This is a genomic window from Halodesulfovibrio spirochaetisodalis, assembly GCF_001672295.1.
Taxonomy (GTDB): Bacteria; Desulfobacterota; Desulfovibrionia; order Desulfovibrionales; family Desulfovibrionaceae; genus Halodesulfovibrio; species Halodesulfovibrio spirochaetisodalis.
Genome location: NZ_JXMS01000032.1, coordinates 21,937 through 44,208, shown reverse-complemented (window position 1 = coordinate 44,208; position 22,272 = coordinate 21,937). Strand labels below are relative to the sequence as shown.

Sequence of the window (22,272 nt, the reverse complement as noted above, 5' to 3'; positions counted from 1 at the left end):
CAAGTGTAATTCCTATTAAGCGTAGACAGCTGAAGCTGTGTAGTGTAAAAGACCGCATCACAGCAAAAAGAACTAAAAAGTTCTTTAAAAGCACGCTTATAATCATATTATAATAAAAATAACTATTAAGAAGGGTGTAATATGACTACTCCAGATGGTGCAATTTTACAGCGCGACAAACAGACCTACGCAATCGTTCCTCGTACTCCGGCAGGTATGCTGACTCCAGATGTTCTGGAAACTATCGCATACGTCTGTCGTAAGTATGAAGTACCTATTATCAAAATTACTTCAGGTCAGCGCATGGCTCTCGTAGGCATGAAAGAAGAGCAGGTTGAACCTATTTGGGAAGAGCTTAAGTGGAAAGTCGGCCGTGCTACAGAACTTTGTGTACACTACGTTCAGGCATGCCCGGGTACCGCAGTCTGTAAGCTCGGCGTACAGGACTCTCTTGGTTTCGGTCTCGAAATCGAAGAAGCCATGTACGGCAAGCCGTTCCCTGCAAAAGTTAAGTTCGGTGTCTCCGGTTGTCCAATGTGCTGTGGCGAAAGCCGTGTGCGCGATATTGGTCTTATCGGCACCAAAAAAGGGTGGGAAGTTATTGTAGGTGGTAACTCCGGTCCTCGTCCACGTATCGGTGATACTATTGCAAAAGACCTTACTCAAGAAGAAGCAATGGCTCTTGTTGAAAAGTTCCTTGATTACTACCGCGAAAATTCAGCGAAACGTGTACGTATTTCTAAGTTTGTTGAGAAAACAGGCATCGAAGCAATTAAAGAAGCTATCTTGTAGTTTCCAGTAGCTATTTAAATTAAAAAAGCTCAAAGACATGCTGTCATGCTGTCTTTGAGCTTTTTTTATGCATAATTATGAAGGGGAAACGACCGTGACCTCTTCTTGCAGGATGAGCGCCTCTTTAGCGAATTGCTCTAATTTCGGAATAAACCTTTGAATGTTCTCTTTTGTGTCGATAATTTGTATAAGGAGGGGGAGGTCTTCGGAGATACGTAGTATACCGGCAGAGTGTATTTTTTTGTCACGCCCGTAGCTATATAATCCACGGAATACAGAGACGCCAGCCAAGTCTTCGCTTTTTGCCTGTTCCATAATAACTTCGTACAGGCTTTGCCCTTCAAACCGATCTTTTTCACTGATGTAAATACTGAGGCGTAGTACTGTGCCTTGCAAGTGATGCATAGTTTCTCCTAGAGAATTCTGCCAAGGGTAAGGCCGAGTTTGAGCAAAATAACTCCGGTGATAATCTGACCTACGACATTCATGATGAAGTACGGCCATTGTGCGGAATCAAGTAATGCTGAGGATTCAAATATGAAGGTAGAGAACGTGGTAAAAGCCCCCATAAATCCTGTCAGGATAATGGTACGGGCTTCGGCTGTAAAAAAAAGCCTGTCTTCAGCGTAGGCCCAGATTAACCCGAACAGAAAACAACCGATTATATTTACAAGATAGGTACCGATAGGAAAAGTTACGTTTATGGCACGCTGAAATATTCCAGCAAGGAGATAGCGGCTTAAACTGCCCAGTCCTCCGGCGCAAAATAGCAGAATGATTTTTGTCATACAGTTTCCTTAGGTTATGATAACAAAAAAACCGGAAGTATTACATGGCGTTCGAAATTGAACTGAAATTTATACAAGTAAATCATGCATTGCTGCGCGAGAAACTATCAGTTCTCGGTGGCGTATGTAAAGGAAGACATCTTGAACGTAATATCGTTTTTGATTCTCCTGATCGGGAAATGAAAGCAGCAGGAGAGTTACTGCGTTTGCGGACGAAACAATGGAAAGATAGAAATGAGACTGTTCTTACATTGAAACTTCCGCCAAAAGGTGACATTCCTGAGGATGTAAAAATATACGACGAACGCGAAACAAAAGTTGAGAGCTTTGAAGGAACCTGTGGTATTCTCGAAGGGCTTGGTTACGACGGTGCTTTCCGGTATGATAAGATGCGTGAAGAGTGGGTGCTTGATGGCGTAGAAATTTGCCTTGATGAACTTTCATTCGACACAGTTGTGGAGCTGGAGGGAGCGCGGGACGCTATTTTTTCGGTTGCGCAGAAGCTTGCTTTGCCTATGGAAAACTCTTCTACTGCAACCTATCACGAGTTACACAGGGCATATCGTGATCAAAACAACCTTGCCCCTCAGGATAGTTTTTATTTTACTGAAGAAGAATGTCAAAGACTGTTGAACTCACTTTAGTTTAGCAGGGGATAATGGTTTTGAACGCATATTGCCATTATTCTAAACCGGCATTAACAATACTATTACATGTAATGGATTCATTATGGCTGAACACCACAGACCTGATTTTGATTCTGATATTCTGCTTGAAGATGAGTTGAAAGAGCCTCGCAAATTTCGAGTGCTTATGCATAATGATGACTATACCACAATGGATTTTGTCATTTTGATTCTTGTTGAAGTTTTCCGGAAAACAACACAGCAGGCTACACAGATTATGCTGAGTATCCATGAAAAAGGAACCGGAGAATGCGGTGTGTATACCGCGGAAGTTGCAGAGACTAAGATTGCAGTAGTCCGGGCACGGGCCAAAGAAGCCGGATATCCTCTAAAATGTACAATGGAGGAGGTATAATATGCTGAGTATGCATTTAGAACAGGCTATTGCCAATGCGGTTCATGAAGTACAGGAGCGCAATCACGAATTTTTAACCCTTGAGCACCTTCTCTATGGAATAGCACAGGAAGATCAGGGGTACTTTATATTGGAGCAGGCCGGTGCAGATGTGCAGGCATTGCTTAACCGTGTGGAAGTGTTTTTTTCATCACACCTTGAGCCGTTGCCGGAAGATGTGCCTACGGAGATTATCCGTACCATAAGTGTGCAGCGAGTATTGCAGCGTGCTGCTATGCAGATGCAGTCTTCGGGGCGTGAGGTTGTTGAAATCGGTGATGTGCTTGCCGCAATTTTTGAAGAGGAAGATTCATACGCTCTCTACTTCCTGCGCCATATGGAAGTTACCAGACTGGATATTCTGGAAGTTGTCTCACATGAGATGGACGGAAACGAATGGGCAGCAATGGGGGATGAAAGCGCAAATGAATCCCGTACAGATTCGCTTAAAGAATTTTGTGTAAACCTCACAGAAAAGGCAAAGCAAGGTGAAATTGATCCGCTTATCGGCAGAAAGGCGGAGCTTGAACGAACTATTCAGGTGCTCGCACGCCGTCGTAAAAATAACCCGTTATTTGTGGGTGAGCCTGGTGTAGGTAAGACTGCACTGGCTGAAGGGCTTGCTGTGCGCATTGTGGACGGTAATGTTCCTGAAAGCTTCCATGACGCACATATTTATGCGCTTGATATGGGCTCTCTTCTTGCTGGCACCAAATACCGCGGTGATTTTGAATCCCGTCTTAAAGGTGTCATTCAAGATCTTAAAAAAGTTGAAGGTGGAATTCTCTTTATTGATGAAATTCACACCATCGTCGGGGCTGGAGCAACCACAGGCGGCTCTATGGATGCCTCAAATATTTTAAAACCTGTTCTTGCTAGTGGTGGAATTAAGTGTATTGGTTCCACAACGTATGAAGAGTACAAGAACCATTTTGAAAAAGACCGTGCTCTTTCACGTAGATTCCAGAAAATTGATGTGCCGGAACCTACCAATCAGGAGTGTATGGATATCCTGAAAGGGTTGAAGCCATACTATGAAGAGCACCATGGTGTACGTTATAGTCAGCCTGCAATTAAAGCAGCGGTTGAACTTTCTGCGCGCTATATTACGGAGCGTTTTCTTCCAGACAAAGCCATTGATGTGATTGATGAGGCTGGGGCTGCATATCGTCTGCATGGAACACATCGTAAGAGTAATACGATTACAGCCAACGACATCGAACGGGTTGTGGCAAAAATGGCTCGTATTCCAGAACAGCGTGTATCCACTGGTGACAAGCAAAAATTGTCCGGTCTTGTCGATGATCTGAAAGCGCAAGTGTTCGGGCAGGATAAAGCTGTTGAGATTGTCGGTAAGGCTATTCTCCGTAGCCGTGCCGGTCTTGGCAGAGATGATCGCCCAACTGGTTCTTTCCTTTTCTATGGGCCTACCGGCGTCGGCAAAACAGAACTTGCCCGTCAGCTCGCAAGCCAACTCGGTGTGCAGTTCCTTAGATACGACATGAGTGAGTATATGGAAAAGCATGCAGTTTCACGCTTGATCGGAGCGCCTCCGGGCTACGTGGGCTTTGATCAGGGTGGACAGTTGACTGATGCTGTTCGTAAACATCCGCATGCGGTTGTGCTGCTTGATGAGATTGAAAAAGCGCATCCTGATATCTTCAATATTCTTCTGCAGGTGATGGACTATGCGACGTTGACGGATAACTCCGGTCGTAAAGCAGATTTCCGGAACATTATCCTCATTATGACATCCAACGCCGGTGCTCGGGAGATGGCTGTTAAGTCAATCGGCTTTGGAACACAGGGCAAGGTTGATGTAGCACAGCGTGGTTTAAAAGCTGTAGAACGTACATTCAGCCCTGAATTCAGAAACCGTCTGGATGCTATGGTGCCGTTCCACGGACTCCCTGAGGAAATAATGGAACGCATCGTTGATAAGTTCGTGTTGGAACTTGAGGGCATGTTGAAGGCTAAACGGGTGCAGATTGAATTGACAGAAGCTGCTCGTAAGCGTCTTGCCGCTAAAGGATATGATGATGCCTTTGGTGCCCGCCCTATGCGCAGGGTTATCAGGTCAGGACTTGAAGATGCTATCGCGCATGAAGTGCTATTTGGCGAATTACAGAAGGGTGGCATTGCCACAGTTGACGTAAAAGAAGCAAAAGCACCTCAGGATGCAGATGATCTTGGTCTGGCCATGACATTCTTACCATTGAGTACAAAAAAGAAAAAATCTTAGTCGTTACGTGAGGGAGTACATTGTGTGCTCCCTCACTGACGTTTCTTTGCCAGCGAAGTATGCGTTGTAATTTTTTAGTATAGCTGTGCCGGATGACGGTATAACCTAGCTGCAATATTATAACAGATGCTGGACTGCACACTCCCTATATAAAATTATGACAGTGTATTTACTTTCCGATGATGATGTAGCCTTCCCAAACCCTGCTCTGGCAGATGCGGAAGGCCTTCTTGCTGTGGGTGGCGATTTGAGCATGGAGCGTCTTGTTAATGGATATGCCAATGGTATTTTTCCGTGGTACGATGACGATTCTCCTATTCTCTGGTGGTCACCGGATCCTCGTTTTGTTCTCTTTCCGAAAAACCTGCACATCCCACGTAGCTTGCGACGTGTGATTAACTCCCGAAAGTTCACTATTAAGATCGATACCGCTTTTGAACAGGTCATGCGTAACTGCGCCACATCGCAACGTCCCGATGAAGAGGGGACATGGATTGTGGAAGAAATGATTGAAGCCTACTGTGCATTGAATGAAGCAGGACTGGCGCATTCTATTGAAACATGGCGGGACGATGAGTTGGTCGGTGGTCTATATGGTGTTTCTTTAGGTAAGGTTTTTTATGGTGAATCTATGTTTTTCAAAGAATCAGACGCATCCAAAGTGGCTCTTGTATGGCTTGCCAGACTACTGGTTGCGGCGGGGTTTGAGATGATAGATTGCCAGCAGGTGACAGATAACCTTGAGCGTTTCGGTGCTGTTGCAATTTCCCGCGATGAATTTTTGACACGCTTGCATGGAGCATTGGACGCCCCGACTATTCAAGGGCAATGGACGTTTCCTGACGAGTTCTTTCCGCTGTAGGTTCGTCACGTTAGATCATGTTCGGTTCGTGTAGTTCGAGGTCATAGAAGCCGGAAAAATTAAAATCGAGAGGATAGTTCGGTACTGCATGGAACCTGATGAATCCAATGCTTTTACCCTCCGGTATGGATGCAAGGGGAATGGTTCCTTGTGGAACGGGGAAGGTTAGCGGCGCAGTAGAAACTGATTTTAGCCTCGTGTGGTATCGCTGCTCAAGGTAGCGGAGAATAGTGTCTCTTTCTTTTTCCGTAAAGCTCTCTAGAACCATGCGCTGTGTGTCCTCAAGAGTGCCTGTCAGATGAGGCTCAAGTGCATATTTTTCTGTGTCAGTATCAATGCGCTGGTGAAGGATTGTGCTTGGCAATTCGCTTTCAGGAACATCTGAGCGGAAAAGGTGCGCCTCAACGTTTTTGCGTCCTTTAAAGCTACGTATGATGATGGAAATTGTATGAATACGGTCGATAGGTTCGGTACCGAGAGCAGGCAGAATTTTTTTTAGCATATGGCTCCCTCCACGAAAAGTGTGTTTCTTTATGTAGTTGTATGGTATTTGATTGTTGACGGTGTCGCAACAGAGTGATTAATTTTTGCACAACTTCTTTTGTTCTTGATGGTTGGAAATTGCCGGACTGAGAAGGGTAACATTGTAACGTTGAAGTTGAAGGAAGCCTACGAGGACGTAATGCAGGATACACTGTTTAAGTTGGAGACATCGTTTACTCCACAAGGGGATCAGCCGCAGGCCATTGAAGAGCTGGTAACAAATTTGGAGCAGGGAGTGCAGGATCAGATTCTGCTGGGGGTTACAGGCTCCGGTAAAACCTTTTCTGTTGCCCATACTATTGCCCGTGCGCAGCGTCCTGCTCTTATTCTTGCGCCGAACAAGACACTTGCTGCACAGCTCTACAATGAGTTTAAAGAACTGTTTCCCCACAATGCGGTTGAATATTTTGTCAGCTACTATGACTACTATCAGCCGGAAGCCTATGTGCCTTCATCCGATACTTACATAGAAAAAGACTCATCCATTAACGATAACATTGATAAACTGCGGCACGCAGCGACACATGCGCTGCTGACACGCCGTGATGTTATCATTATTGCCTCTGTTTCCTGTATCTACGGTCTTGGTTCTCCAGAGTACTATGCAAAGCTTGTCATCCCTGTAGAGGTCGGGCAGGCATTGTCTATGGACGAGATTATTTCCAGACTCGTGGAAGTACAGTACGAACGTAACGACTACGACTTTCACCGTGGAACATTTAGAGTGCGTGGTGATGTGCTGGAAATTATTCCTGCATATCATCATGAAAAAGCGCTACGTATAGAATTTTTTGGTGACGATATTGACGCCATGCATGAGATTGACCCTATTACGGGGAATATTCTCGGAAGTGTGGGTAAAACCGTCATTTACCCTGCCAGTCACTACGTATCTGATAAAGACAACTTGAAACGTGCGGTTTCAGATATTCGAGATGAACTGCAAGTGCGCCTTGCAGAGTTTAATGCAGGTAATAAGCTGGTGGAAGCGCAGCGCCTTGAACAACGGACTATGCTTGATCTCGAAATGATAGAAGAGATGGGGTACTGTACAGGGATTGAAAACTACTCGCGCCACCTTGATTGCCGTAAAGAGGGCGACCCTCCAGCATGTTTGCTTGATTACTTTCCCGACGATTTTCTGTTGTTCATAGATGAGAGCCATATAACTGTGTCGCAGGTTGGTGCTATGTATAAGGGAGACCGTTCCCGTAAAAGCACTCTTGTTGATTTTGGTTTCCGCCTGCCTTCTGCTTTGGATAACCGCCCGCTTGAGTTTAGCGAGTTTTTGGAACGAATCGGGCAGACCGTATATGTATCTGCTACACCGGGCAAATGGGAGTTGGAACGTACTCAGGGACTTGTCGTAGAACAGATTATTCGTCCTACAGGGCTTGTTGATCCGCAATTGGAAGTCCGTCCTACAAAAGGGCAGATGGATGACCTGCTCGGAGAATGTAAGGCGCGTATAGCTAAGAATGAACGAGTGCTCGTGACGACGCTTACGAAACGTATGGCGGAAGACTTAACGGAATACTTTAAGAGTATGGGAGTTACTACCCGCTATCTGCATTCTGACATTGATGCTCTTGAACGTATGGCAATTATTCAGGCATTGCGGAAGAAAGAGTGTGATGTGTTGGTTGGAATTAACTTGCTGCGTGAAGGTCTTGATATACCGGAAGTTTCTCTGGTGGCAATTCTGGATGCAGATAAAGAGGGCTTCTTGCGTTCTGTTGGTTCATTGATTCAGACATTCGGCCGTGCAGCCCGAAATGCAGGCGGTAGGGTTATCATGTATGCTGATACAATTACCAGAAGCATGAAAGCGGCTATGGGTGAAACTGAGCGCAGACGTGAAAAGCAGATTGCCTTCAATGAAGAGCATGGCATTGTTCCTCAAACCATCATAAAGCGTATTGATACTCCATTTGATTCAATCGCTTCTGCTCCTGATGCGGAAAAAGGTAAGAAGGGTAAGAAAGGCATAGCAATTGCGCCTGAAGTTGAGCACGATCCGAAAAAGCTGGCGAAAATGATAGCAAAGCTGGAACGTGAAATGCGCGAAGCCGCTAAAGAACTGGAGTTTGAAAAAGCTGCGGAGTTGAGGGATCAGATTCACGTTCTGAGAGAACGTCTGCTCGAAACTGGTTAACACTGGGGAAATACATGAGGTTGTTTTCCAAATCTTTCATTGTCCGTCTTATACGGCTTCGAAATCAGCTGGGTGTGTTCTGGCCGCTTATTATCAGTCAGGCAACCCTTCTGGGAGTCGTAGCATTAGCTGTTTACGGCTATATGGAGCTTGAAGGATGGTCAATGTCAGATGCTCTGTATATGGTCGTTATTACGCTCTCGACCGTGGGGTTTGGTGAGGTTCAGCCATTATCTTCTGAAGGAAGAATGCTGACAACCTTTTTAATCCTTGCAGGCGTGGGTAACTTTGCGTTTATATTGGGTGCGTTTTCGCAATTGTTGGTAGAAGGTAGGTTTTTTCATTTTATCGGGAGCCGTAGAGTGCTTAAAACAATCGGCAAGCTCAAAGATCATTGTGTGGTTTGTGGCTATGGCCGCATTGGTTCCGTCGTTGTTAATGAGATAATAGCAGAAGCGCAGGATGTTGTTGTTATCGAGAATGACCCTGAAGCCGTTAAGGCCCTTCAGGAAGAAGGCATCTTGTATGTTGATGGGGATGCAACTTCAGATGAAGTTCTTGCGCAGGCCGGTGTGGCTAACGCTAAAAATTTGATTACTGCTCTCTCAGAGGATGCAGCCAATGTGTATGTTGTGCTAAGTGCCCGTGAGATGAATAAAGATATATACATTGTTTCACGTGCAAGTACACACCAGCGGGTGAGTAAAATCAAACAGGCTGGTGCAGATTCTGTTATTTTACCAAACCATATTGGTGGATTACGTTTAGCTCAGTCCGTGCTGCGTCCGACCGTGACAAGTTTTATGGAGCTTGCCTACGGAAGAAGCACAATGGACATTCAAATGGAAGAGCTGACAATAGGGCCGGATTCACAATTAGTCGGGAAAGACCTTATCGAGTCAGAGCTTCGGCCAAAATTTAATTTGATTGTTATCGCCATTAAGAAGAACGGAAAGGATATGATCTTTAACCCTGAAGGACGTACTGTTCTTGAAGCCGGCAATACGATCATTGCTGTTGGTGCAAACGAAAAACTTAAGGAATTTGCACGACTCCTATAGATTGGTGATACGGATTGCAAGCCGCTATGAACACTTGTTTATATTTATAAACAAGTGTTCATAGCGGCTTTTTTTATTGGTATCTATTGCAGTAGAGGCAGTGTGCTAACCTTTAACGATAGTCGTTTTACATAGCTTTGCGTTGATTTTGACAGTCGATTTCAATATGATCTTGTGAGAATTGAGATTACGCAGCGCTATTTATTTCATCCTTTTTTTCTAAATGCTATGTCACACAGTACGTATGGTAACGAATAAATATCTTATTGCTAGAGATAACGATGGGGAAGGTTATGACGAATCCGGCAAAGATTCTTGTTCTCGGGGTCGGGAACACACTATATACAGACGAGGGTCTGGGAGTTCGCGCAGCAGAGCACTTGTTGGCATCATATGAATTTTCAGAGAATGTGACAGTACTGGATGGTGGTACGTTGGGGCTGAAGCTCATTGACCATATTATTCAATACGACAAGCTTATTGTACTTGATGCTGTATTAGGTGATGAATCCGCAGGTTCAATCTATCGTTTAGTGGGTGAGGATTTACGTAAGAGTCTGGGCTTTAACAATTCTATGCATCAAACAGATTTAGTTGATACACTGATTTTTTGTGAATTGATCGGAACTCGTCCTGATACTGTTGTAATCGGAATGGAGCCTGAGGATTACCAAACTATGAATACTGAAATATCTTCTGTGGCTGCTGGTCGATTAGGTGACATGTGTGAAGCAGCTCTTCAGGAGATTGCTGGGTTCGGGGGAACTTTTTCAGAAAAAGTATAAGTTAGTTATTGTAGTATAAAAAAAGTCCGTGCTGGTTATAATCAGCACGGACTTTTTTATTATTATCGCATTAAGTCTACTTTGTGAGTTTTGCCATTGTCTTTGTCGATGACATGAACGCCACATGCAATGCAAGGGTCGAAGGAGTGAATCACACGTAACAGTTCAACCGGATTTTCAGGATCGGCAATCGGTACACCGACAAGGGATTTTTCCAGCGGGCCCGGAATGTTGTCAGCGCAGCGGGGGCTGAAGTTCCATGTAGAAGGTACAACCATCTGGTACCCATTGATGGTATTGTCCTGAATGGTCATCCAGTGTCCTAAGGCTCCTCGTGGAGCTTCGTTCAGCGCGAAACCGTTACCAGAGGTCATGGTGTGATTTTCGTAGATCTGGAGGTTGCCTGTAGAAAGGTTTGTTTCCAGTTCTGTTAACCAGTTCTGCATAGCGTTACTGATGATTCTGGTCTCAATGGCTCGTGCTGCAGTACGTCCAAGTGTGGAGAGCAGATCAGTTTCTTGCAGGCCAGTGTCGGTCAGGAAGCTTTGCACTGCAGAAACAAACTCAGGTTTCCCTTGTCCATAGCCCACTAGAACACGAGCAAGAGGGCCTACCTCCATTGCATCGCCGCTGTAGCGAGGAGCTTTTGACCAAGTGTATCTGTCTTCTGTGTCCAGTCCGGTAAAGTCAGGCACTGTTTCACCGGAGGCAGGATGGCGGTCTGTGCTTCCGCTGTACCATGAGCGGGCAACATGCTCAGTGATTGCTGTCTGATTTACAGGTTGAACATTAAGGAAGTCACCATTGAAAATAGCTCCGCGAGGCATCAGAAAATCTGCTGGTTCATTAGCTCCCTGAGGGAATTCCCCATACGACATAAAGTTGCTGAACCCACCTACCTTAGTCCATTCAGGATAGCGGGAAGCAACCAGCTTAAGATCAGGCAGATATACTGTTTCAACGAACTTTCGAACTTCATCCATGTAAGCGCGGAATTGCGTCAGGCGTTCTGCAGAAAGTTCACTACCGCATGTAACGCCGCCAACAACAACAGACTGTGGATGCGGGTTTTTACCCCCGAGGATTGCCATCATGCGTGCTGCAGCCAATTGCTTTTTGAGTGCTTCAAGGTAATGAGCAACGATGAGGAGGTTCTCTTCAGGACTGAGTTTGTAGTCAGTGTGTCCCCAATATGCATTCGCAAATGGTCCAAGGTTGCCTGTATCAACGAGACCCTGAAGGCGAGCTTTAACCGCTGCAAAATCAATCGGGTCAGCATTCGGAGAAGTGCTAAATGCAAGAGACTGCGTAACAGCAGGATCAGCAGACAGGGCACTGACAATGTCTGCCCAGTCCAGCCCGTTCAGGTGATAGAAGTGCACAATATGGTCATGCATAAACTGGGCACCGAGCAGAAGGTTACGGACAATACGGGCGTTGTCTGTAATGGTTACGTTGATAGTGTCCTCAATGGCACGAGTAGAGCAGAGGCCGTGGATGTATGTGCAGACCCCGCATAGGCGCTGCGTAATATGTGGTGCATCAAGAGGAGCACGTCCTTGAAGGATAGGCTCAACACCACGGAACATGGTTGCAGAAGACCATGCTTTGGTAACTTTGCCGCCAGAAGTTTCAACTTCAATTCGCAAATGTCCTTCAATACGGCTAACAGGATCAATGACAATGCGCTGTGTGGTTCCGGTGCTGCTGTCTGCTTCTGTAGCAGTAATATTTACAGAAGGTGCCCCTTCAGCAGTAATAGCAAAAATAGCTTGTCCGTTTTCAGCGTCGGAATCAGCTGCTGCCGAAAGAGTGATCGGCATATATTGATCCCAGTTAGATGAGTCAAAGTAATATGTTGATCCCCCCGTAACGCTGATATCGGCATCGCCACTGCTGTATCCTGTGGTAACGAGAGTCGTTTTCATTGGGTCTGCAGAAAGTTTTACCTGCAGTGTGGCATTACCGCCCTCTGGTACGGATACCGCGGTGGTGTCTGCTACAATACTGAACGTAGGTGAAGCAGAATCATTATCAACTTCTGTGGCGGTGACTTGTGCAGCAGTCAGTCCTGAACCGGAACAGGTGAATGTAGCGCTATTGCTTTCAGTATCAGAGTCTTCAGCTGCAGCTATAGTGACTGTGTGCCATGTATTGTAGTTGCGGCGGCTGATTGTAAAGGTTGCACCGGAAACCACTGAGAGGTCAGCGTCTCCGCTTGTTCTATTTACGCTTATTGAAACATCGCTTGCCGGTCGCTCTGCCAGTTTGACTTGAAAGCTGGCTTGTTGGCCTTCGTTAATGTCTAGATTAGAGACACTTGTGACAATAGCGATTGGAGATGAAGAGCCTTTAGGCATTGTATATCCTTAAAATATCTTTTGTTATCTATAAAATATCTAATATGTACAAATGTTATGGAAGGTCAGTGTGGCATTTTGCACACTTTTTAGTACTGTCCAGTTCAATTTTATGGATCAGGTGGATTTGCTGTTGGAATTTTCGTGGGTTTTCTACTTGAGATTCTTCTACTTCAAACATGTTGTTTGCTTTATGACAAGGCGCGCACTGGGCGGTAGTCATGTCGGCGTGCGGCTCGGCATACCGGCGGAAGGTATGGAACATGGAATCCCACATTGGGTTGTAGAATGGAGCATTGTTGTCCCAGAAGTTAGCTTCTGAACATCCGATGCACTGGTGTTCTGCCTGTACGCACCACGATTCGCCATTATACAGTTGCGTGTGGCAGTTGTTATATGTTGTCGGTCCCTTGCAGTTATAGCCTTCCAGACAGCCGTGAGGAACTGTACATGTGGAGTGAATTGTCTCTCCGTGGCAGAATGTAGGGCGTCCATCCAGACGGCGTGCAGGCATCTGGTTGTACAAAAGATAGTTAGTTATACAAGCAACAAGGTTTAGTGGACTTGGTGGGCAGCCTGTGATGTTGATGGTATCCACACCGATGGCATCTTTTACACCCTTTGCTCCAGTGGGGTTTGGTGCTGCTGCAGGGAGTCCGCCAAAGGCAGAGCAGGTGCCAAAGCAAATAGTGTGTTTTGCCTTAGGGATGACTGCCTGTGCAATCTCAAGCATGGTGCGGCCGCCTACGGTGCCGTATACACCATTATCTGCAGTAGGAATGGCACCTTCAACAATGCAGATAAATTCGCCCTCATGATTGGCGATTGTCTCGTTCAGGTTGTGTTCTGCTTTTTCTCCGCACGCAACTTGAAGGGTTTCGTGATACGTAACATTGAGAACATCAAATAATATGTCTTCAACACCCGGATTTTCAGCACGGAGGAAAGCTTCGCTGCAGCCGGTGCATTCGGCAAAATGTAACCAGACAACTGGCGGGCGGGTGTCACTGGTAAGAGCCTTGGCAATTTGTGGAACCATGCTTGCCTCAAGGCCGAGAGTAGCGGCAACAGCGCCACACATTTTTAGGAAGCCTCGTCGTGATACATTCGTCATTGTTTTACCTATTGCGTTTCAAGTCGTGTTAGTTGTTCCAATTGAATAGGGGGATGAGGGTGATCATCTGTGTCTGGTTCCGGTGCTGCCGGAATTTCCTATTTTGCCTTTGTCGTGCGAACCTTCTTATTTGCAGACATCAAGAGGTGCATGCATATAAATATCGACCGGGTGTGATAATGGTTTTCAACGTCAATGTAGCGTCACTATCGAAAAATTAATTGGAACTCAATAGGTAATTGAAAAAGTAAATGAATAATTACATTGTGAATTGGAAAAAAGATTCGTTGGCAGTGAGTTTTTAAGTAGAAAATGTTTTTGAAAAGAATATATACGTCGAAGTCTAGATAGTGTTTTTATGTAAATATACTGAAATCTTGTTTGCAAAGTCTTGTTTTTACCAGTGGAAAGCTAGTTGTTAAGGCAAAGATAGAATTGTTTTTCACAATTACTGAATTGATTTTGTGTTATTAGCCATGATTCAGCAATGTTGTTGGATCAATGTGATTGACAGAGATAGTTTTGAGGGAGAGTGATCTGAAAGTATAACGAATTATATAAAAAGTCTTTTTAGGGTTTCATGTTGTTAAGATGAAAGAAGAGGTGCTACTACAGCTTGTGATGTAAAAAAGCATTAACTTGAGTGTAGGATATGGGGATAGAGGCATTCTGCACTGGACAATAAGGGGTAAGAAACGTATCCAGCGGTTCTGAAAAAATATCAGCGTGCTGCCTTGTTTCTGAAGTGTCGGAGCAAGGATGATGGTATGCTGAGCCATTTATTTTTTGCGTTAACAAGCTGCCAGTGTTCTGAGTGAAAAGAATATGGCGCAGATAATATAAGGTGTCGCATGTCTGATTCAACATTGTCCATTTCAGAAGCCCGTGAACGGGTTGAAACACTTCGTAAAGAACTCGAACATCATAGCTACTTGTACTATGTTCAGGACACTCCTGAGATAACTGATGCCGAATATGACGAGTTGTTTTTAGAACTCAAGGGACTGGAAGAAACATACCCTGAGTTGCTCACCCCTGATTCTCCTACTATGAAGGTAGGGGGAGAGGTGCTTCCAAGCCTGCAGTCGCAAGAACATAGTCTGCGAATGTACAGTCTGGACAATGCATTCAGTGGTGAAGATTTTCTGGCTTTTGTTGAACGGATTAAACGCCAGCAATCTGATGCTGACTTGTCATTTTGGATTGATCCCAAGATGGATGGGCTGGCAATGGAGATCATTTATGAAAATGGCTCCTTTACCGCTGCTCTGACTCGTGGGGATGGTACAACAGGCGAGATTGTCACACATACTGTGCGTACAATTAAAAACGTACCGCTACGACTGCGCGGTGATGTTCTGCCAACGCGTCTTGAAGTACGTGGGGAAGTTGTTATCAGACGTGATGAGTTTGCCAAGCTGAATGAGACACAGCGTAAATACGGGAAAAAAGTTTTTGCAAATCCGCGCAACGCTGCGGCGGGCTCTGTCAGACAGCTAGACTCTTCCGTTGCTGCGGCCCGTCCTCTTATGTTCCTTGCCTATGGTATTGGTGTTGTAGAGTGGGAAGATGATGGACAGGAATGGACAACGCAGCAGGCTATCATCAATGGCCTTTCTGAACTCGGCTTTACAGTGCCTCCTGATGCTCAACTTTGCAGTGGGCCGGAAGAGGTAAATGCTCTTTTCGAAGAGTTGCAGGAAAAGCGTGACACATTACCTTTCGAAATTGATGGCATGGTTGCGAAGCTGAATGATTTGGAATTGCAGCGTGCTCTCGGTTTTACTGCCCGTTTTCCTCGTTGGGCAATAGCATTTAAATTTCCTGCACAGCAGGCCGTTACCCGATTAGAAGAAATCGCTATTCAGGTGGGACGCACAGGCGTACTGACACCAGTTGCGATTCTTGACCCCGTTGAGGTTGGCGGTGTGGTTGTTTCCCGCGCAACACTGCATAACGAAGATGAGATTCAGGCTAAGGGGCTCATGGAAGGGGATATGGTCATCGTGCAGCGTGCTGGTGATGTTATTCCTGAAGTAGTCCGTGCTTTGGTGGAAAAACGTGATGGGACAGAACGGGAATTTAACTTCCCTAAAGAATGCCCGGTTTGCCACTCAGAAGCCGTACGTGAAGAGGGCGAGGCTGCATGGCGTTGTATCAACGTAACATGTCCTGCCGTGGTTAAACGCTCTATTGTGCACTTCGTATCGAAAGCAGGTCTGGATATTCAAGGGGTTGGTAAGAGCTGGGTAGAAAAGCTTGTAGATAAAGGGATGGTGAAAGATCCTGTAGACCTTTTTGAAGTGAAGCGTCTTGACCTTATGCAGTTTGAAGGCATGGGGCCGGTGTCTGCACAAAAGTTTGTTACAGCGCTTGAGGAAGCGAAGAAAAGTGCTCCTCTTTCTCGTTTTATCTGTGCATTAGGCATTCGACACGTTGGTGAGCAGACAGGTAAGGTTCTTGCTGCTACCTATAAAGATTTGGATGCGCTTGCGCTTGCCACCGTTACTGAGCTTCAGGAGCTTCCTGACGTGGGCGCTGAGATTGCAGAGTCCATCGTCGACTTTTTTGATAATGATGCCAACAAGGCTATGCTTGAGCGTTTTAAAGCTATCGGGCTTGATCCGAAGCAGGAAAAAGCTATTGAAGTGGATAAGAATCATCCATTTGCAGGTAAGACAGTCGTTTTTACAGGTTCGCTTTCAACCAAGCGTGCTGATGCTAAGAAAATGGCTGAAAGTGTCGGTGCAAAGGTTGTGGGAAGTGTTTCGAAAAAACTTGATTATCTGGTTGCAGGAGAAAAAGCCGGAAGCAAGCTTGCAAAGGCCGAGCAACTCGGGATAACAACTTTGACGGAAGAAGAATTTCTCGCAATGTATGCAAGTGAATCTTCTGTAGATTCTGATACTGTGGCGGCAGTAGAAGAAGGTTCTTCAAGTATCAACGAAGCATCGCAGAGTACACAATCAGAAGCTGTGCGGAAGGAAGAGGATATGGAAGATGTTGCGGCGGAGTATGACGTTGTAGCTGAATCCGGTTCTGTTTCTAATTCTCCAGTTTCGTCTGAGCCTGTGGAAGAAGCTGAAGCGTCGCGTATTGACTCTTCTGATGAGCAAGTTGATACAGAGAAAAAAGAAAATGTAAAAAGAAGGACAAAGGAAGAAAATCTTTCTTTGTTGGATTTAAAGTAAAAACTCCTTTTTTCGGGGTCAGGGAGTTACGTCTTTTTGCGGAGCTGTGCAAAGAACTTTGTATAGATATCGTACCGCTTGAGACTTAAGAAAAACCGGAGGAAGAACATGAGTGTTTCTATTGTCGTAATGGGTGCTAATGGTCGTATGGGTGCAACTATTGCGCGTCTGGCGCAAGAAGGTGAAAAGTACGAGCTTGCTGCCGTTGTAGCGCGTAAGGGACACGAAGCAAGCCTGAAACAGTATGGCTGTGAAGTTGCGACAGATTTGGATTCCTTGCTTGGTAAACTAGATCAGGCTGTTATTATCGACTTTACTTCTCCGGCTGCAAGTTTGGAACATGCAAAGGTTGCAGCAAAACATAAGACTCCGATTGTGATGGGGACTACTGGTTTAACAAATGAAGAGCGGGCTGAACTTGAAGGGCTGGCTAAAACATCTCCTATGTTTTGGGCACCTAACACAAGTGTAGGCGTGCATGCTCTTACTTGTATCCTGCCTGAATTAGTCAAGATTCTTGGTGAAGAGTACGATCTTGAAATGGTTGAATTGCACCATAATAAGAAAAAAGACTCACCGAGCGGCACGGCAATGCGCCTTGCTGAATGCCTTGCAAAAGCAAAGAACTGGGATCTTGATACGGTAGCCAACTACCACCGTGAAGGAATGATCGGCGAACGTCCTAAAGAAGAAATTGGAATTCAGACTATCCGTGGCGGTGATGTTGTGGGTGTGCATACTGTATATGCAATGGGGCCGGGAGAACGTATCGAAATCACACATCACGCTCACTCCCGTGAAACCTTTGCAGCAGGTGCTCTACGAGCAGCATACTGGCTTGCCGGACGTGAGGCAGGAAAACTTTATTCTATGTCGGATATGATCTAATGAAAGTAGCGCTTCTTCAGCTTAACCCTGTTGTGGGTGATGTTTCTGGCAATATTACTAAAATTGCTGAAGCAGTAAAACAAGCTGCCAAAGATGGAGCACAGCTTTGTGTGACTCCAGAACTCTCTGTGTGCGGGTATCCTCCACGCGATTTATTATTGCGTGAGGATTTTATTAACGGTTGTCAGAATTCTCTGAAAGCACTGGCTGTTGAGTTAAAAGATATGCCACCGACACTGGTCGGTGTACCTATCCACAACCCTGACAGCATTGGTAAGCCGGTTTTTAATGCCGCTGCGTTAATCGAGAATGGAAATTACTCGATCGTTGCACATAAAACGTTGCTTCCGACATATGATGTCTTTGATGAGAACAGATATTTTGAACAGGGAAAAATGCTTGGTCTTGTGACCATCAACGGACGCAAGATCGGCGTAACTATCTGTGAAGATATCTGGAATGACAAGTCGTACTGGAAAGAACACAGAAGGTATACGCAAGACCCCCTCGGGGCGTTGGTTGAAGAGGATGCAGAACTTATCATAAATCTTTCTGCTTCGCCGTTTACTTTGGGTAAGCAGTTTGTTCGTGAAGAAATGCTTTCCTCTATGGCGCGCCATTACGACTTGCCGTTTCTGTATGTAAACCAGATCGGCGGGAATGATGACCTGATTTTCGGCGGGAAAAGTCTTGCCTATGCTGCAGACGGGACTCTTATCGGCAAAGCAAAGGCCTTTGATGAAGATGTCCTGATTGTAGATGTTGCTGGCAACTCTGGCCGGATAGAGCAGGAAAATCTCTGTGATGAAGCACAGACATGGAATGCTTTAGTTCTTGGTACTCGTGATTACGTCCGCAAATGTGGCTTTTCCAAGGTCGTACTTGGCCTGTCAGGTGGCGTAGATTCAGCCCTTACAGCAGCAGTTGCGGCGGAAGCTCTCGGTGCAGACAATGTGATCGGGGTGCTCATGCCTTCACCATATTCCAGTCAGGGCAGCATTGATGATTCACTTGACCTTGCTAAACGCCTTGGCATTTGTACTGAGACGATTGAAATTGAGCCAATGCTTTCTGCATTTCTTGGTTCTCTTGAGCCTGTGTTTGAAGGTGCCAATACAGATGTGACTGAGGAAAATCTTCAGGCACGTATTCGAGGCAATCTGCTTATGGCAATATCCAATAAGTTTGGTGCACTATTGTTGACTACAGGCAACAAGTCCGAGCTGGCTGTTGGCTACTGCACCATTTATGGTGACATGGCAGGTGGTCTGGCTGTTATTGCAGATGTACCGAAAACGCTGGTCTGGAATGTTTGCCGATGGGTAAATACAAACTGCGGTGAAAAGATTCCGGTAGAGATTATTGAGAAAGCTCCATCTGCAGAGCTACGTCCTGACCAGAAGGATTCTGACTCCCTGCCGGAGTATGAAGAGCTGGATGCAATTCTTCATAAATATATTGATGAACGTTTGAGTAAAGAAGCTATCATCTCTCAGGGACATGCCCGTGAAGACGTAGAACGTGTTTTGTGGCTTGTAAAGATTTCTGAGTTCAAACGCAGACAGGCAGCTCCCGGGTTGCGGATTACAGACCGTGCTTTTGGTACCGGTTGGCGAATGCCTGTTGCAAGCCGTGTCAGCTATGTATAGTGCTGACAGGTGATCTTGAGCATAAAAAAACGTGAGTCAGTTTGACTCACGTTTTTTTATTACATTGGTTCCAGTCGAACTTTTTGGCTATAGAAGGCTGCGTTTTCTCCAAGATCAGTAATATGGGCTTCAATAATGGCGTTGGCACAGCGGTTAAACATCATCCAACCTCCTCGGCGGACAACAACAGACTCAGGGTGTACTGATGAATCATGTACTGTCTTAACAGGCAATTTCCCGACAGGAGAGACTATGTATGCCTGTCTTTCTCCAGCAATGTTAAACCGTGCTAATGTCTCAGGGTGTACATAGGCTGACAATACTTCCTGCTGCGCCTCTTCAGGTATTTGTGAATGCTCATACTCTTTGTTGATTAGAGATTGAAGGGACAGAGGATAGTTGGGATTCGTCTCCGGCTCGTCATGCAGTGCTTCGGGACAGCAGTACTTGCCATCGAAGTGTCCAAATTTCATATTCTCAAATGCGATATCTTTGCGGTCTGTAGAAAGGTAGCCTTGTGAGCGGATTGCTTGTAATGGATTCGGCGTCAGGTTGGTAATAACCTTTGTAGAAAGCGCTTGTGTAAGAATATCTTCTTTGTCAGGGAGTGTTATACCCAGTCGTTGAGCAAGGTCGTTTGCAATATCGTAGGTAGACCGTGCTTCTCCTGCGGGATCGAACACTTTTGCACTGTATTGGACATAGGAGTGATAGTATGACGCCAGAACCTCTTCGCGTTCATGCATCAGTGCGCAGGGTAGGATAATATCCGCACGCTTTGCAGTATCGGTCATAAATGCGTCAACAACGACAACCATGCCAACAGTGCGGAATGCTTTTGCGATGTTTGCGGCATCAGGAGCTTGGTTGACTATGTTGGTTCCCTCACACCAAAGAAAATCTATGTCGCCTGCTTCAAAAATTTCGTCTGCCAGCCGTGGGAGTAACAACTTTCTCGCATTACGTCCTCCGGAACGCCATGCAGTGTTGAAGTTTCTGTTGGAACAGAATCCGCAGTAGCTGCCAGCTCCTTTTTTCCCCACGTTTCCGGAAAGCATGCACAGTGCGTTAATATACCTGACATTCTCTCCGCCATAGGTATAGCGTTGCAGTCCCCAGCCAACAATGCTGGAAACCGCCATGTTTTCATTTTCAAAAATTTCCGTTGCCAGATCAAGCTGTTGCTTGCTTGCACCACATGCTTGCAGCAGGTGGGTTTCATTCAACGTGTTGATGTAATCTATAAATTCAGACCCGTTTGATATCCGGTCAATAATGGAATCTGAAATTCCGCCTTCAACGAGGCGCTTTATGATTGCTGCTGCAAAAAAGCGATCTGTGCCCGGACGAATCTGGATATGTGTATCGCTTACATGAATGCGCATTCCTTCTTCCGAAGAGACAGGAGAAATGCTGAGCATTTTACATCCGTTTGCACGGGCTTCTTTGAGCAGTGCAGCTGTGTGAATAGAAGAGCGCAGAACATCACGTCCCCAGTTTACAATACAGTCTGCATTCAGGAGTTCAGTGTAATTGTTCTGGTCAATAGTACCGAAGTCCTGTTCAGCTGCTTCCATAATTGCATTATCACATAGCGCACCGCGAGTTGCGGAAGCACCAAGCTGCCTGAAAAGGTAGCGGCTCGTGTCGGCAAGTACTCCACGGAACCCGTAGCCGCGAATATGCAGCATACGCTCAGGAGATTCTTGAAGAGAAGCAATTTTGCGGGCGATTGTAGTAAGCGCTGTTTCCCATGATACTTCGATAAAGGATGATCCTTCACGCAGCAACGGTGTAGTAATGCGGTCGGGTGCAGCTATACGCGAAAGCGCATGCTTCGCTTTCTGGCAAGTGAAGCCTTTGGTAACAGGGTGCGCAGGGTTGCCTTTAATGGTAGGGGGGCTCGTTTCATCAGTTGTGATGATTACTGAACAGCAATCTGGGCAGTCCAATGTGCATGCGGATATATATTCCATAACTATCTGTCCTTGGTTAGTTTTCAATACATAGCATATGGAGGGGCATAGCGGCTAGAGGAAGGGGGCATGCTACAGGCGTTGTGTTACGTCAGTATTGATTTGGAATGCCATTTTTTCTTAGGTTCCAACGTATCATCGCAGAGAGCAGATACGAAAAAAGCCGGATTACTCCGGCTTTTTTTCATGCTTAATAACAGTAGGCTATTGAGCGTGTAGTCTGGTGCCTGGAATAATAGGAATATTATTGATCGTTAAAATTTCAACAGCCTGATCAGTTTTATCGAAACGGAAAATCAGGGTTGCATTTGTACTGCCCGGCATAACAAAGGCGTACATGTATTCAACGTTAATTCCGTTGTTTCCAAGGGTGTCGAGAATGTGGTTCAAGCCGCCCGGCTTATCTTCCACTTCAACAGCAACAACATTGGTTTTGCCAACAGTAAAACCTTTATCTTTGAGCACAGATTTAGCTTTTTCACTGTTATCCACAATAAGGCGCAAAATTCCAAAGTCCGTTGTGTCAGCGAGAGAAAGCGCACGGATGTTGATATCATTCGTTGCCAGAGTGTTAGTTACTTCTGCAAGACGACCAGCCTTGTTTTCCAGAAAAACGGATATTTGTTCTACTTTCATGAGGATTGCCCCTTAGTGTATTCAGATACATAGAAATATGCCTTATTTCTAGCATCTGAAGCACTGGTGGGCAATATTTAATACAACTTTGTAAAAAATTCGCATATGCAAAAATAACAGTAGATATGCGCATGGCTGGAATCTACGGGT

At 45.5% G+C, this 22,272-nt stretch carries 17 protein-coding genes and 1 pseudogene; 11 read left to right on the top strand and 7 right to left on the bottom strand.

The features are described from left to right. Positions 1-141 precede the first annotated feature (141 nt). Positions 142-792 (top strand): nitrite/sulfite reductase domain-containing protein, encoded by a 651-nt coding sequence (locus tag SP90_RS14810; RefSeq protein WP_066858047.1) that lies wholly within the window; start codon positions 142-144, stop codon positions 790-792. 75 nt (positions 793-867) lie between these two features. On the opposite strand, the gene SP90_RS14805 is transcribed toward SP90_RS14810, so the two are convergent. After that, positions 868-1,197, bottom strand: a complete 330-nt coding sequence (locus SP90_RS14805) for a DUF190 domain-containing protein (protein ID WP_066858044.1) — start codon at positions 1,195-1,197, stop codon at positions 868-870. Between the two features lie 8 nt (positions 1,198-1,205). Continuing rightward, positions 1,206-1,580 (bottom strand): fluoride efflux transporter FluC, encoded by a 375-nt coding sequence (locus SP90_RS14800; RefSeq protein ID WP_066858041.1) that lies wholly within the window; start codon positions 1,578-1,580, stop codon positions 1,206-1,208. 44 nt (positions 1,581-1,624) lie between these two features. On the opposite strand from SP90_RS14800, the gene SP90_RS14795 reads away from it, so the two are divergent. The 4 genes from SP90_RS14795 to aat all read left to right on the top strand — a co-directional run bounded on the left by SP90_RS14795 (position 1,625) and on the right by aat (position 5,764). Continuing rightward, a complete protein-coding gene (locus SP90_RS14795; RefSeq protein ID WP_066858037.1) occupies positions 1,625-2,224 on the top strand; it encodes a class IV adenylate cyclase in 600 nt (199 codons plus the stop codon). Between the two features lie 85 nt (positions 2,225-2,309). Further along, positions 2,310-2,621: an ATP-dependent Clp protease adaptor ClpS gene (locus tag SP90_RS14790; RefSeq protein ID WP_066858032.1), complete on the top strand. Its 312-nt coding sequence runs from the start codon at positions 2,310-2,312 to the stop codon at positions 2,619-2,621. Between the two features lies 1 nt (position 2,622). Then, on the top strand, positions 2,623-4,902 hold the full coding sequence (clpA, locus tag SP90_RS14785; RefSeq protein ID WP_066858029.1) for an ATP-dependent Clp protease ATP-binding subunit ClpA: 2,280 nt from the start codon (positions 2,623-2,625) through the stop codon (positions 4,900-4,902). A gap of 157 nt (positions 4,903-5,059) precedes the next feature. Then, positions 5,060-5,764, top strand: coding sequence for a leucyl/phenylalanyl-tRNA--protein transferase (gene aat, locus SP90_RS14780; RefSeq protein WP_066858026.1), 705 nt, complete (start codon positions 5,060-5,062; stop codon positions 5,762-5,764). A gap of 10 nt (positions 5,765-5,774) precedes the next feature. Here aat and SP90_RS14775 read toward each other — a convergent pair whose 3' ends face one another. Further along, entirely contained in the window at positions 5,775-6,266 is a 492-nt protein-coding gene (locus tag SP90_RS14775; protein WP_066858023.1) for a hypothetical protein, read from the bottom strand. Positions 6,267-6,446: 180 nt separating this feature from the next. Between SP90_RS14775 and uvrB the strand changes: the two genes are divergently transcribed. The 3 genes from uvrB to SP90_RS14760 all read left to right on the top strand — a co-directional run bounded on the left by uvrB (position 6,447) and on the right by SP90_RS14760 (position 10,308). Next, a complete protein-coding gene (gene uvrB / locus SP90_RS14770) occupies positions 6,447-8,462 on the top strand; it encodes an excinuclease ABC subunit UvrB (RefSeq protein WP_066858019.1) in 2,016 nt (671 codons plus the stop codon). Between the two features lie 14 nt (positions 8,463-8,476). Then, positions 8,477-9,523, top strand: coding sequence for a potassium channel family protein (locus SP90_RS14765; RefSeq protein WP_066858016.1), 1,047 nt, complete (start codon positions 8,477-8,479; stop codon positions 9,521-9,523). Between the two features lie 293 nt (positions 9,524-9,816). After that, entirely contained in the window at positions 9,817-10,308 is a 492-nt protein-coding gene (locus SP90_RS14760; protein WP_066858053.1) for a HyaD/HybD family hydrogenase maturation endopeptidase, read from the top strand. Between the two features lie 62 nt (positions 10,309-10,370). Here the strand turns inward: SP90_RS14760 and SP90_RS14755 are convergent, their stop codons facing one another. Together SP90_RS14755 and SP90_RS14750 are read right to left on the bottom strand one after the other, a co-directional pair. Next, complete coding sequence (locus SP90_RS14755; RefSeq protein ID WP_456236150.1) at positions 10,371-12,038, bottom strand: nickel-dependent hydrogenase large subunit; 1,668 nt, start codon at positions 12,036-12,038, stop codon at positions 10,371-10,373. Positions 12,039-12,951: 913 nt separating this feature from the next. Beyond that, a pseudogene (locus SP90_RS14750) lies at positions 12,952-13,782 on the bottom strand (hydrogenase small subunit); the annotation flags it as partial. Positions 13,783-14,633: 851 nt separating this feature from the next. On the opposite strand from SP90_RS14750, the gene ligA reads away from it, so the two are divergent. The 3 genes from ligA to SP90_RS14735 all read left to right on the top strand — a co-directional run bounded on the left by ligA (position 14,634) and on the right by SP90_RS14735 (position 19,510). Then, positions 14,634-16,973: an NAD-dependent DNA ligase LigA gene (gene ligA, locus SP90_RS14745; RefSeq protein ID WP_066858010.1), complete on the top strand. Its 2,340-nt coding sequence runs from the start codon at positions 14,634-14,636 to the stop codon at positions 16,971-16,973. Positions 16,974-17,081: 108 nt separating this feature from the next. After that, positions 17,082-17,861 carry a 4-hydroxy-tetrahydrodipicolinate reductase gene (dapB, locus tag SP90_RS14740; RefSeq protein ID WP_066858006.1) on the top strand — a complete coding sequence of 260 codons (780 nt, stop codon included), beginning with the start codon at positions 17,082-17,084 and terminating at the stop codon, positions 17,859-17,861. Next, positions 17,861-19,510 (top strand): NAD+ synthase, encoded by a 1,650-nt coding sequence (locus SP90_RS14735; RefSeq protein ID WP_066858002.1) that lies wholly within the window; start codon positions 17,861-17,863, stop codon positions 19,508-19,510. The genes dapB and SP90_RS14735 overlap by 1 nt, the downstream gene beginning before the upstream one ends. A gap of 59 nt (positions 19,511-19,569) precedes the next feature. Here SP90_RS14735 and SP90_RS14730 read toward each other — a convergent pair whose 3' ends face one another. Together SP90_RS14730 and SP90_RS14725 are read right to left on the bottom strand one after the other, a co-directional pair. Beyond that, positions 19,570-21,486: a molybdopterin-dependent oxidoreductase gene (locus tag SP90_RS14730; protein ID WP_066857999.1), complete on the bottom strand. Its 1,917-nt coding sequence runs from the start codon at positions 21,484-21,486 to the stop codon at positions 19,570-19,572. Between the two features lie 204 nt (positions 21,487-21,690). Beyond that, positions 21,691-22,122, bottom strand: coding sequence for an ACT domain-containing protein (locus SP90_RS14725; protein WP_066857996.1), 432 nt, complete (start codon positions 22,120-22,122; stop codon positions 21,691-21,693). Positions 22,123-22,272: the final 150 nt, after the last annotated feature.